This window comes from Enterobacter sp. UNJFSC 003, assembly GCF_036903355.1.
Classification (GTDB): domain Bacteria; phylum Pseudomonadota; class Gammaproteobacteria; order Enterobacterales; family Enterobacteriaceae; genus Enterobacter.
Genome location: NZ_JBAKHK010000002.1, coordinates 549,241 through 561,503, shown reverse-complemented (window position 1 = coordinate 561,503; position 12,263 = coordinate 549,241). Strand labels below are relative to the sequence as shown.

Here is a 12,263-nt window from a genome sequence, read left to right as displayed (position 1 = left end):
TATGGCGCATTTTGAACAGGATTACCCGCGGGATCTGCGCGGATACGCGGGCAGCCCGCCGCGCGCGCGGTGGCCACTGCAGGCCCGTATCGCCGTGCAGTTTGTGCTCAATTACGAAGAGGGCGCGGAAAATCACGTTCTGCACGGCGATGCCGGATCGGAGCAGTTCCTTTCCGACATCATCGGGGCAGCCAGCTATCCGGACAAACACATGTCGATGGACTCCCTGTACGAATACGGCAGTCGCGCCGGGTTCTGGCGGATCCACAGTGAATTTCAGAAGCGGGGGCTGCCGCTGACGGTCTTTGGCGTGGCGATGGCGCTTGCGCGTCATCCTGATATCGTCGAGGCGATCAAGGCGGCAGACTACGACGTGGTCAGCCACGGCTGGCGCTGGATCCACTATCAGAGCATGGACATCAACCAGGAGCGCGAGCATCTGAACAAGGCGGTGCACGTCCTTACCGATCTCTTCGGCAAACCGCCCACGGGCTGGTACACCGGGCGCGACAGCCCCAATACCCGCCAGCTGGTGGCGGAGCACGGTGGTTTTGATTACGACAGCGACTATTACGGCGACGATTTGCCTTTCTGGACCGAGGTAGCGTGCAGTGATGGCAGCCGCAAACCGCATCTGATTGTGCCCTATACCCTGGATACCAACGACATGCGCTTTGCGACGGCGCAGGGGTTTAATACCGCAGAGCAGTTTTACACCTACCTGAAAGACAGTTTCGACGTGCTGTACGAAGAAGGGGAAAGCGCGCCGAAGATGATGTCGATTGGCATGCACTGCCGCCTGTTGGGGCGTCCGGGGCGTTTTCGCGCGCTGCAGCGGTTCCTGGATTACGTCCAGCTGCACGACAGGGTGTGGGTCTGCACCCGCCAGCAGATTGCCGATCACTGGCGGGACGTTCATCCGTTTCAGAAATAACGGTACAGCAGTGTGCCGGGTGGCGGTTACGCCTTACCCGGCCTATACCATCAAACTCACCTGCGCCGCGACAATTCGCCAGCCGTACGGGAAACGCACCCACGTCTGCTGCTGGCGTCCAATTTTATCCGTTTCCTCGCGGGTAAACTCGGTGCTGCAAACCGCGTAATCCTCTCCGAAGGTGGTGATGACCGTGTGGCGCAGGGTTCGCTGCAGCCCGGCTGAAGGACGTGCGTTGCGAAAGGCGCGGATTTCATCAATGCCGTACAGGTTCTCCCCGGCACCCAGCCGCACCGTGTTTTTATCGTGCCAGAACAGTTCATCCAGTACCGCAACGTTGTTGCTCACCAGCGCGTCTTCATAGCGATAAAACGCTGCCGTAACGTCGACCACCACCCACGGAAGGTTGATATCGTCGTGATTGATCATTGTGCACTCTCCGCAGGACGCGCATCCGCGATCCCGCTCTCTTCAAGGACGCGCGCCACGCGCAGGCAGGCTTGTTCATTGAACGGGGCAGCAATCAGCTGCAGGCCAATGGGAAGCCCTTTCTGCGTGCGCAGCGGCACCGTCGTGACGGGTAAACCTAAAAACGAGATCGGCTGCGTCAGCATTCCCATGCTGGCGCGAACCGGCAGCGTTTGCCCGTTAATTTCCATGGTCTGCTCGCCAATCAGGGTGGCGCAGCGCGGCGTAGCCGGGGCGATCAGCACGTCGGCCTGGCTAAACAGCGTTTTGAAAACCTGCTGGGCATGGCGACGAAAGCGCTGCGCCTGAATGTACCAGGCGGACGGGATCATCGCCCCTGCCAGCAGGCGTTCGCGGGAGTGGGGTTCGAAACGCGCCGGCTCGCGGCGAAGTGCCGGCAGGTACTGATTTCCTCCCTCTGACGCGCTGATGATAAAGGCGGCCGATCGGGCAAGCTCCGCCTCGGGGAACTGCATCTCCTCGCGCGCGTCGAGCGCTTTCGCCACCCGCGCAACGGCGTCGCGCGCATCGCTATCGCACCAGGTGGTGAAATAGCCCCCCAGCACCGCGCAGCGTAAACCGTCCAGACCCCGATCCAGCAGAGGGCGCGTTTGCTCGCGCGAGCTATCGGCCTGAAAACCGTCGCTGGTGTCCCGCCCCTGCAGCGCGTCGTACACCGAGGCCAGGTCGCTTACCCGGCGGGCAAACGGGCCGATGTGGTCCAGGCTCGCGACAAACGGATGGCTGCCGGTACGGGAGAGACGGCCAAATGTGGGCTTCAGGCCGTAAATGCCGCACAGAGACGCCGGAACGCGGATAGAGCCGTTGGTGTCGGTGCCAAGCGAAAAATGGACCAGTCCGGCGGCGACCGCGGCGGCAGATCCTCCGGACGATCCCCCGGCAATGCGCGACAGATCGTGCGGATTATGCGTTGCGCCAAAGTGGCTATTTTCGGTGGTAAACCCGTAGGCGTAGGCATCCATGTTCACCATGCCTGACAGTAACCCGCCCGCGCTGCGCAACTGGCGTACCGCGAAGCTGTCCGCGGCGGCGGCGGGGCGCTCGCTGAACAGCGCTGCACCCGCGAGCGTGGTGTGTCCGGCGACGTCAAACAGGTTTTTCACCGCGTAGGGAATGCCCGCCAGCGGCGGCAGCGGGCGTTTCTCACGATGCAGGGTATCAATATTGTCAGCCTCAGCCAGCATCCGTTCGTCGGTGACCGTCGTCCAGGCGTTGAGCTGCGGGTTGGTTTGCCTGATATGTTCAAGCGTCTCACAGGCAATTTCACGCGCGCTCAACTCGCCAGCGCTTAATGCCTTCTGGATCTCACGGATACTCATCTCCTGTAGCGTCATGCTTTGTACACTCCGGCAATCTCAAGACGATCGTTAAGGGGCAGGGCCATCAACGGCGCGGACAGGGCGGCAATGCGGGTAAACTGCAGCGCAAGCTCTGCGCGGCGGTCGTCATCCAGCTCAACGCCCAGAACGATTTCCATTTGCGCCAGATACGCATTCCAGTCAGGTGGTGGGGTGATGTTCATGGTTATCTCCTTAATAGCCTGCAGCCGAGCCATTGCTGCGCGGGTCGAACGCGCCTTCAAACAGGCCGTTGGGATGGCGGACAATCGCCCCCGCGTGGCCCATGGCTTCGCTAAAGTCCGGGAAGCGCTCCACGTCGTGGCCCAGCGCCTGCAAACGCGCGATGGTTTGCGCTGAAAAGCGGCCTTCCACTTTTAACGTGTCCGACGTTTGTCCCCAGGTCCGCCCCAGCAGCCAGCGGGGACGAGTAATGCTTTCCTGCAGCGGCACGCCCTGCACCACATAGCGGGTAAACAGCGTTGCCTGGGTTTGCGGTTGACCATCTCCGCCCATCGAGCCGTAGACCATCACCCGCCCGTCGTTAAGCCGCGCCGCGGCCGGGTTGAGGGTGTGGAAGGGCTGCTTGCCCGGCGCGAGCGCCAGAAGATGATCGGGATCGAGACTGAACGACGCGCCCCGGTTTTGCCAGACGATCCCGGTGTCAGGCAACACCACGCCGCTGCCGAACTCGTGATAAATACTCTGAATAAACGACACGGCAAGGCCGCTGTTGTCCATCACCCCCATCCACACCGTATCGCCAGGGCCTTTGCCCGTGCCCCACATCGCCGCGCGGTCGTCGTCGACCCGATCCGCGAGCGCCTGCAGGGAAGCCGGATCCAGCAGACGCTGAACGTCGGTTTTCAGCTCGCGCGGGTCGGTGATGTGGGCATCGCGCAGGCCAAAGGCCAGCTTGGTGGCTTCGACGATACGGTGAATCGTCCCGGCATCGTCGGCCTCCGCCATATTCAGGCGGTCAGTTATCCCCAGGATGGCCAGCGACACCAGCCCCTGGGTGGGCGGCGCGAGGTTCCAGACCTCACCCTGCTGATGGGCGAGTTTTAGCGGCGCGGTGCGCCGGGCAACGTGGGCGTTTAGGTCAGCCAGCGTAATGGGCAGGCCCAGTTTTTCCATGCCGCTCGCAAGGCATTCGGCCAGCGGGCCGCGATAAAAACTGTCCAGCCCATCTTCTGCCAGGCGTCTGAGGGTAGACGCCAGGGCCGGTTGGTAAAAACGGCTACCGGCTTGCGGCGGCGCGCCGTCCACCAGCCAGGTGTCGGCAAAGCCCGGCACGTCCCTGAGCTCGTCGAATTTACTGGCCGTGGCGTGGGCCTGAGACGCCGTCACCGGCGTGCCGTTTTGCGCGTAGTCAACGGCATCCGCCAGCAGGCGAGCCACAGGCAGCGCCTTGCCGGTCATGCCCTGCGAGATTTTCAGCGCCTCGTCCCAGCCGCTAACCGTTCCGGCGACGGTCAGCGCCGCGCGCGGGCCGCGATGGGGGATCGTCGTCAGGCCTTTATAGGCGGCAAGCGTTGCCCGCGACCCCGCCGCGCCGCTGGCGTCAATGGCTATCGGTTCACCCTTAGGCGGCACGATAAGCCAGAAGCCATCGCCGCCCAGCCCGTTCATATGCGGGTAAACCACAGCGATCGTTGCGGCGGCCGCGACCATGGCTTCTATCGCGCTGCCGCCTTCGCGCAGTACGGCCAGCGCGCTCTGGCTGGCAAGATGGTGGGGCGCAACGGCCATACCGTGCGCGGAGACATTACTTTGCATGAAGAGTCCTCATAACCCTGAAAGTCTTCATTCGCTGCAAAAGTTGTTCCAGTTATGAATAAAAAGTTTCATGCCAGTCGCCACAGAAGCTGGCATGCTTAATGAATGAAGAGTGTAAGATGAAACAAAAGTTACAGGGGCTCTATGGAACAGCTTGATGAACGTCTGAAGGGACAATACGCATCATTGTCGCCGCAGGAGCAGCGGGTGGCGGATTTTATTTTCGATCACTTTGATGATTTGATTAGCTACAACAGCGCTGAACTGGCCCAGCTTAGCGGGGTATCGAAAGCCACGGTCAGCCGCCTGTTCAAGCGCCTGGGGTACGAGAAGTACAAAGACATGCGCGACGAGCTGCGTACTCTGCGCCAGAGCGGCATGCCTCTGACCGATAACCGCGACGCGGTGCAGGGCAACACGCTGCTGGCGCGGCACTACAAGCAGGAAATGGCAAACCTGACCCAGTGGGTGAACGCCCTGGACGCGCAGCAGTTTGCCGAGTCCATCGCGGAGATGGTGAAGGCGAAGCGGATCGTCATTATCGGTATGCGTAACGCTTATCCTGCAGCGCTGCATCTGCGCCAGCAGCTGCTACAGGCGCGCGGGCAGGTGCTGGTGCTGCCGCAGCCGGGACAGAGCCTCAGCGAGGAGCTGGTGGATCTCACCCCCGACGATCTGGTGGTGGTGATGGCCTTTCGTCGCCGTCCGCGCCTTGTTCGCCCACTGATGCAGCAGCTTCAGAGCAGCGGCATTCCGGTACTGCTGATGTGCGAGCCGCAGGCCCACAGCCTGTTTCCTCTGGCGCGCTGGCAGCTTTGCGCGCCGCTGGACAGCGTCTCGGCCTATGACAGCTACGCGTCGGTAAACAGCCTGATTAACCTGCTGGCGAATGCTTTTCTGCATGAAATCCTCGATAAAGGTCGTCCACGCATTCACGACATTGCCTCTCTCTACCACCAGCTGGACGAACTGGAACAACGATAATGGGGCATCAGCGTGGTGCTTTGCATTTAAATGGTGCAACGGGCGTGGCGGAAAAAGGAACGTTTTCCCTCGCCCATCCCGCGTTTTATCAGCCATTAAAAGAAAATCCCGCGCATCGCTTCTCCTGGCACATTAGTTGCAAAATCACTTTCAAAGAATCTTTTGTTTCATGCTAACGTTACGGGGAAGCACCATGAAAAAACTGTTGATCGCACTGGCCGGGGCCGCTTGTTTGTTCACTCAGCTGCCCGCGAAAGCTGACCAGCTTCAGGATATTGAAAAACGCGGCACTCTCCGCATTGCCGTCCCGCAGGATTTCCCGCCGTTTGGCTCGGTGGGAACCGATCTCCAGCCGCAGGGCTATGACATCGATATGGCGCGCTATCTGGCGAAACAGATGAAGCTCAAGCTGCAGCTGGTGCCAGTGAGCAGCGCCAACCGCGTGCCGTATCTGCAAACCGATAAGGTGGATCTGGTGATCTCAAGCCTGGGTAAAAATGCCGAGCGTGAAAAGGTGATCGATTTTAGTCGCGCCTATGCGCCATTCTTCCTTGGCGTGTTTGGCCCGAAAGGCGCAGTGATAAAAGATGCCGCAGCGCTGAGCGGAAAAAGCATCGGCGTGACGCGCGGCGCGGTGGAAGACATGGTGTTGACCAGCCTGGCACCGAAGGATGCTGACGTGAAACGCTATGAAGACAATAACACCACGCTGTCGGCGTACCTCTCCGGTCAGGTTCAGTATGTGGCGACCGGCAACCTCGTGGTGGCGGCGATTTCCCGCCAGAACGCCGACAAAGCGCCGGTGCCAAGCTTTATGCTGAAAGACTCGCCGTGCTTTATCGGCCTGAAGAAAAATGAACCGGCGCTGAAGGCGAAAGTGGACGCGCTGATCGAGCAAGGTATTAAGGATGGCACCCTGAACGGCCTGTCAGAGCAATGGCTGAAAGCCCCGCTGCCGGCAAACCTTGGCGTATAAGCGATGGCGGAGCAACTGGATTTTTCAGCGCTTTGGCCGTATTGGCCGGCACTGCTGGCAGGGCTATGGACCACCATTCAGCTGACCGTAATGGCGACGGCGGGTGGCCTGGCGATAGGTATTTTCGGGGCGGCCATTCGCAGCGGGCGGGCGACGTGGTTCAGCCGGATTTGGGGCGGTTACGTGGAAATTATCCGTAATACGCCGTTTGTGGTGCAGCTGTTTTTCATCGTTTTTGGCCTGCCTAACATGGGGCTAAAAATGACGGCAGGCGAAGCGGCGCTGCTGGCGATGGTGGTCAATCTGGGGGCCTACAGCACCGAGATCGTTCGCGCCGGCATTCAGGTCACGCCAAAAGGGCAATGGGAAGCGGGGCGCGTGCTGGGGTTAAGCCGCCTGCAAACCTTTATCCGCGTGGTGTTGCCGCCTGCATTACAGCGTATTTACCCGGCGCTGGTAAGCCAGTGCATTATCGTGATGCTCGGCTCGTCGGTGGTGTCGCAGGTCTCGTATGAAGAACTGACCTTTGCCGCCAACCTGATCCAGTCCAGAACCTTCCTGAGCTTTGAGGTCTATCTGGTGACGACCGGGATTTACCTGGCGCTGTCGATTACCCTGCGCCAGCTGATGCTGGCGGCAGGACGCAAATGGCTGGGGGTACAGGCATGATGACCACCTTTACTGACTGGGACATTATTCGCAACCTGCTGCTGGCCGGACGCTGGACGGTGCTGCTGTCGCTGGTGGCGTTTGCTGGCGGGTCGCTGGTGACGCTACCGCTGCTGCTGCTGCGCTTGACCGGCGGTCGCACCATAAAACGCCTGATTCGCGCCTATATTGAGCTGTTTCAGGGCACGCCGCTGCTGATGCAGCTGTTCCTGGCTTTCTTTGGCGTGGCGCTGTTCGGTATTGACGTGTCGCCGTGGACCGCCGCGTCGCTTGCGCTCACCTTCTACACCAGCGCATTTTTACTCGATATCTGGTTTGGCAGTATTCGCGCCTTGCCAAAAGGGCAGTGGGAAGCGTCGCGCTGCCTGGGGCTGACCTTCGGCCAGACCCTGTTTCGCGTGGTCGCCCCTCAGGCGTTACGCATCGGGATTGCCCCCACGGTCGGTTTCGCCGTGCAGGTCATTAAAGGTACCGCGCTGGCGTCGATCATCGGTTTCGTCGAGCTGACCAAAGCCGGCACCATGCTGACCAACGTGACGTATCAGCCGTTTAAGGTCTTTGCGCTGGTGGCGCTGGGCTACTTCATTTTGTGTTATCCGCTGTCGCGCTACAGCCGTTATCTGGAGACTAAATTCAATGCCTCTCATCACCATTAATCAGGTGCAGAAGTACTACGGCGATAACCACGTGCTCAAGGGCGTGGATCTGGATATCGACATGGGCCAGGTGATTTCGATTATTGGCCGCAGCGGATCCGGAAAAAGCACGCTGCTGCGCTGCATCAACGGTCTGGAAGGATATCAGGACGGCAGCATCAAGCTCGGCGGCATGACCATTACCGACCGTGATTCCCAGGCGCGAGACATCAGCCGTTCGGTCGGGATGGTGTTCCAGAACTTCAACCTTTTCCCGCACATGACGGCGTTGGAAAACGTGATGCTTGCACCGCGTCGGGTGCTGAAGAAAAGCGCCGCCGAATGCCGGGAGCTGGCGCAGCGCATGCTGGAGAAAGTGGGCTTAGGCGATCGCCTGGACTACTACCCGTCGAGCCTCTCTGGCGGCCAGCAGCAGCGCGTGGCGATTGCCCGCGCGCTGGCCATGTCGCCAAAGGTTTTACTGTGTGACGAGATCACGTCTGCGCTCGATCCCGAACTGGTGGGTGAAGTGCTCAAGGTGCTTGAGCAGCTGGCGGCAGAGGGCATGACGCTGATCCTCGTGACCCATGAAATGAATTTTGCCCGCGAAGTGGGCGACCGCGTGGTGTTTATGCATCAGGGGAAAGTCTGGGAGCAGGGCGACAGCAAAACGCTGTTTGCCAACCCGCAAACGACTGAACTGAAGCAGTTCATCTCCTCCGTGCGCGGCCTCAACTGATAAGGACTTAACAATGGATATCGCTCAATTTCCGCAAATCAATCCGCCACAGCGCCTGCTGATGGGGCCGGGGCCGATCAACGCCGATCCGCGCGTGCTGCGCGCCATGTCGAGCCAGCTGATCGGCCAATACGATCCGGCCATGACCCACTACATGAACGAAGTGATGGCGCTCTATCGCGGGGTGTTTCGCACCGAGAATCGCTGGACGATGCTGGTGGACGGCACCTCCCGCGCGGGGATTGAAGCAATACTGGTCTCCGCCATTCGCCCGGGCGACAAAGTGCTGGTGCCGGTGTTTGGCCGCTTTGGTCATCTGCTGTGCGAAATTGCCCGCCGCTGCCGAGCGGAAGTGCATACCATCGAAGTGCCGTGGGGCGAGGTGTTTACCCCGGACCAGGTGGAAGATGCCATCAAGCGTATTCGTCCGCGCCTGCTGCTGACCGTGCAGGGCGATACCTCAACGACCATGCTGCAGCCGCTCGCGGAGCTCGGGGCCATCTGCCGCCGCTACGACGTGCTGTTTTATACTGACGCCACCGCGTCCCTCGGCGGTAACGCGTTGGAAACCGACGCCTGGGGCCTGGATGCCGTTTCCGCCGGGATGCAGAAGTGCCTCGGCGGCCCGTCGGGCACGTCGCCGATCACGCTGAGCGCGCGGATGGAAGAGGCGATCCGCCGCCGTAAATGTGTGGAGGAAGGCATTCGTACCGACGCCCACCGCGACGGGGATGAAGAGATGATTTACTCCAACTATTTCGACCTCGGCATGGTGATGGACTACTGGGGGCCGGAGCGTCTGAACCACCACACCGAAGCCACTACCGCACTGTTTGGCGCCCGGGAATGCGCGCGGCTGATCCTGCAGGAAGGGCTGGATAACGGTATCGCGCGCCACAAGCTCCACGGCGATGCGCTGCTCAAAGGAATTCAGGCGATGGGGCTGGAGACCTTCGGCGACCTCAAGCACAAGATGAACAACGTGCTGGGCGTGGTCATCCCGCAGGGCGTTAACGGTGACCAGGTGCGCAAGCTGATGCTGGAGGATTTCGGGATTGAAATCGGCACCTCGTTTGGCCCGTTGCACGGCAAAGTGTGGCGCATTGGCACCATGGGCTATAACGCGCGCAAAGACTGCGTGATGACCACCCTGAGCGCGCTGGAGTCGGTGCTGAACTACCTGAAGTTCACCACCACGCAGGGGGCAGCGATGCAGGCCGCGTGGGACCACTATCGCCGTGAGATGCCGCAATGAGCCCGGCAGCAGAACGGGTGATGGCGCGCGCCGACGCGCTGGCCGCCGTCAGCGAAACCCCGGATGCGCTGACAAGGGTGTACCTCTCGGCGCAGCATCTGCAGGCCAACCAGCTGGTGGGGCAGTGGATGTGCCAGGCGGGGATGACCGTCTGGCAGGACAGCGTGGGCAATATCTGTGGACGCTATGAGGGCGCGCAGGAAGGGGCGCAGGCGGTGCTGCTTGGCTCGCATCTGGATACCGTGCGTAATGCCGGGCGCTACGACGGCATGCTCGGGGTGCTCACGGCCATTGAAGTGGTGGATAGCCTGCACCAGCAGGATATCCGGCTGGCGCAGGCTATCGAAATTGTTGGGTTTTGCGACGAAGAGGGCACCCGCTTCGGTATTACGCTGCTGGGCAGCCGGGGCCTAACGGGAACCTGGCCGGCGACCTGGCTCGAAAAATGCGATGCCAGCGGAATAAGCGTAGCGCAGGCGATGGTGCTGGCGGGGCTCGATCCCGCTCGCGTGGCGCTGGCGGCACGGGATAAAGACGATTTTAGCGCCTATCTTGAGCTGCATATTGAGCAGGGCCCCTGTCTGGAGCAGGAAAATCTCGCGCTCGGCGTCGTGGAAGCCATCAACGGCGCACGTCGTCTGCAGTGTCGGTTTACCGGCGAGGCTGGACACGCGGGGACCGTGCCGATGACCCATCGCAAGGACGCCCTTGCCTCCGCCGCAGAGTGGATGGTGCGGATTGAAACTACCACCCGACAGGCGGGGGGCAATCTGGTGGCCACCGTCGGAGAACTGCAGTGCCTGCCCGGCGCGGTGAACGTCATCCCCGGTGAGGTCACGCTCTCTCTGGATATTCGCGGCCCGCAGGATGCCCCGCTGGATGCGCTGCTCAACGCGCTGCAGGCGCAGGCGCAGGCCATCGCCACCCGTCGGGGGCTGTCCTTCCACGCGGAGGAGTTTTACCGGATCGCCGCCACGCCGTGCGATGTCCGTTTACAGGCGCTGCTGGGCGAGGCCGTTGAATCGGTACAATCCCGCACGCTGTCTCTGCCCAGCGGAGCCGGGCATGACGCCATCGCAATGGCGGAGCGCTGGCCGGTGGGCATGCTGTTTGTGCGCTGCAGGGGGGGGGTTAGCCACCATCCGGCGGAGTCGGTGATGGCTGAAGATGTCGCGCTGGCGATTGAGGCGTTTAGGCGTGCGGCAATCGGGCTGGCGAGTACGGAACGGTCTTAGGCCACCGAACGCACCGCGTCGTCGAGATCTGCGCTGACGCGCACATCCCGTTCGTCAAAGACCATGCAGTGGCGATCGTCGAAGGCCACGTCAATCTTCTGCCACGGGGCGAACTTAACGTCCCCTGGCAGCAGGATTTTTACGTTGTCGTGACCGTAGCATTGACCAAACAGATAGGTATTGTTTCCCAGTCGTTCAACCACTTCGCAGTTAAATTCCAGTCCCGTCCCGCGTCGAATGTCGGTGGTCAAATGTTCCGGGCGAATGCCCAGCGTCACCCGGTTACCCGGCGCTAGCGGCGTGGTGGTCAGGGCAAGCGTCAGGGACTTCTGCTGCGAAAGCCGGACGGTCAGCTCCCCCGGCTGCCAGGCCTCCACCGTGGCCGGAAGAAAGTTCATCTTCGGTGAGCCAATAAACCCGGCCACGAACTTGTTGACGGGTTTGTAGTAGAGATCCATCGGCGCGCCCATCTGCTCCACTTTGCCGTAGTTCATCACCACAATTTTATCGGCCAGCGTCATGGCCTCAATCTGGTCGTGGGTGACATACACCATGGTGGTTTTTAGCTCCTGATGCAGGCGGGCCAGATGCAGGCGCATTTCAACGCGCAGTTCGGCATCCAGGTTAGACAGCGGTTCATCGAACATAAACACGCGCGGGTTGCGCACGATGGCCCGGCCAATCGCGACGCGCTGGCGCTGGCCGCCGGAGAGCTGCTTGGGCTTTCGGTCGAGCAGAGGGGAAAGCTGCAGCGTTTTAGCCACCATCTCCACCTGATGGCGGATCTGATCCTTCGGCACCTTATTCACTTTTAGCCCGTAGCCCATGTTTTCCGCCACCGTCATGTGCGGATAGAGCGCATAGGACTGAAACACCATCGCCACGCCGCGGTGTGACGGGGCGACATCGTTCATCACCTCGTTACCGATCAGCACTTCCCCATCGCTGATCTCCTCCAGACCGGCAATCATGCGCAGCATGGTCGATTTACCGCAGCCGGAAGGGCCAACAAAAACGGCAAACTCTCCGTCTTCAATTTCAAGATTCACGTTGTGCAAAGTTACGGTGTCGCCAAAGCGTTTGGTGACGTTCCTCAATTGTATGTTCGACATCAGTGTTCCCCGAGTAAACCGCCAATTATGTTTTACGTATAACAATCATGTTTAACATGGCTGGACGGTGCAATTTGTCTGCGTTGACTATAACTTCCAGTATTCATGCGCCCTATACA

The 12,263-nt window shown here is 60.6% G+C and carries 14 protein-coding genes; 9 read left to right on the top strand and 5 right to left on the bottom strand.

The annotated features are described in order from the left end of the window. The first annotated feature begins 1 nt into the window (after position 1). Positions 2–934, top strand: coding sequence for an allantoinase PuuE (gene puuE / locus V5P19_RS08845; RefSeq protein WP_334402223.1), 933 nt, complete (start codon positions 2–4; stop codon positions 932–934). A 42-nt stretch (positions 935–976) separates the two neighbouring features. On the opposite strand, the gene hpxZ is transcribed toward puuE, so the two are convergent. The 4 genes from hpxZ to hpxW are packed head-to-tail and all read right to left on the bottom strand — an operon-like array spanning position 977 to position 4,539. After that, on the bottom strand, positions 977–1,363 hold the full coding sequence (gene hpxZ / locus V5P19_RS08840; protein WP_334402221.1) for an oxalurate catabolism protein HpxZ: 387 nt from the start codon (positions 1,361–1,363) through the stop codon (positions 977–979). Continuing rightward, positions 1,360–2,757 (bottom strand): AtzE family amidohydrolase, encoded by a 1,398-nt coding sequence (locus V5P19_RS08835; protein WP_334402219.1) that lies wholly within the window; start codon positions 2,755–2,757, stop codon positions 1,360–1,362. The genes hpxZ and V5P19_RS08835 overlap by 4 nt, the downstream gene beginning before the upstream one ends. Then, positions 2,754–2,945 (bottom strand): oxalurate catabolism protein HpxX, encoded by a 192-nt coding sequence (hpxX, locus tag V5P19_RS08830; protein ID WP_334402217.1) that lies wholly within the window; start codon positions 2,943–2,945, stop codon positions 2,754–2,756. The genes V5P19_RS08835 and hpxX overlap by 4 nt, the downstream gene beginning before the upstream one ends. 10 nt (positions 2,946–2,955) lie before the next feature. Continuing rightward, complete coding sequence (gene hpxW / locus V5P19_RS08825) at positions 2,956–4,539, bottom strand: oxamate amidohydrolase (protein ID WP_334402215.1); 1,584 nt, start codon at positions 4,537–4,539, stop codon at positions 2,956–2,958. 144 nt (positions 4,540–4,683) lie between these two features. Between hpxW and hpxU the strand changes: the two genes are divergently transcribed. The 8 genes from hpxU to hpxK are packed head-to-tail and all read left to right on the top strand — an operon-like array spanning position 4,684 to position 11,032. Next, positions 4,684–5,523 carry a MurR/RpiR family transcriptional regulator HpxU gene (hpxU, locus tag V5P19_RS08820; RefSeq protein ID WP_334402213.1) on the top strand — a complete coding sequence of 280 codons (840 nt, stop codon included), beginning with the start codon at positions 4,684–4,686 and terminating at the stop codon, positions 5,521–5,523. Next, positions 5,523–5,699 carry a hypothetical protein gene (locus V5P19_RS08815; RefSeq protein ID WP_334402210.1) on the top strand — a complete coding sequence of 59 codons (177 nt, stop codon included), beginning with the start codon at positions 5,523–5,525 and terminating at the stop codon, positions 5,697–5,699. Before hpxU ends, V5P19_RS08815 begins: the two co-directional genes overlap by 1 nt. Positions 5,700–5,716: 17 nt before the next feature. Continuing rightward, positions 5,717–6,499, top strand: a complete 783-nt coding sequence (locus tag V5P19_RS08810; protein WP_334402208.1) for a transporter substrate-binding domain-containing protein — start codon at positions 5,717–5,719, stop codon at positions 6,497–6,499. 3 nt (positions 6,500–6,502) lie between these two features. Then, positions 6,503–7,168, top strand: a complete 666-nt coding sequence (locus tag V5P19_RS08805) for an amino acid ABC transporter permease (RefSeq protein ID WP_334402206.1) — start codon at positions 6,503–6,505, stop codon at positions 7,166–7,168. Continuing rightward, the gene (locus V5P19_RS08800; RefSeq protein ID WP_334402746.1) at positions 7,168–7,824 is read left to right on the top strand and encodes an amino acid ABC transporter permease; all 657 of its coding nucleotides are present in this window, start codon (positions 7,168–7,170) and stop codon (positions 7,822–7,824) included. The genes V5P19_RS08805 and V5P19_RS08800 overlap by 1 nt, the downstream gene beginning before the upstream one ends. After that, positions 7,805–8,542 carry an amino acid ABC transporter ATP-binding protein gene (locus V5P19_RS08795; protein WP_334402203.1) on the top strand — a complete coding sequence of 246 codons (738 nt, stop codon included), beginning with the start codon at positions 7,805–7,807 and terminating at the stop codon, positions 8,540–8,542. Before V5P19_RS08800 ends, V5P19_RS08795 begins: the two co-directional genes overlap by 20 nt. Positions 8,543–8,555: 13 nt before the next feature. After that, positions 8,556–9,797 (top strand): alanine--glyoxylate aminotransferase family protein, encoded by a 1,242-nt coding sequence (locus V5P19_RS08790; protein ID WP_334402202.1) that lies wholly within the window; start codon positions 8,556–8,558, stop codon positions 9,795–9,797. Continuing rightward, positions 9,794–11,032, top strand: coding sequence for an allantoate amidohydrolase (gene hpxK / locus V5P19_RS08785; RefSeq protein WP_334402200.1), 1,239 nt, complete (start codon positions 9,794–9,796; stop codon positions 11,030–11,032). The genes V5P19_RS08790 and hpxK overlap by 4 nt, the downstream gene beginning before the upstream one ends. Here the strand turns inward: hpxK and V5P19_RS08780 are convergent. Further along, a complete protein-coding gene (locus V5P19_RS08780) occupies positions 11,029–12,144 on the bottom strand; it encodes an ABC transporter ATP-binding protein (RefSeq protein ID WP_334402198.1) in 1,116 nt (371 codons plus the stop codon). The genes hpxK and V5P19_RS08780 overlap by 4 nt on opposite strands. Positions 12,145–12,263: the final 119 nt, after the last annotated feature.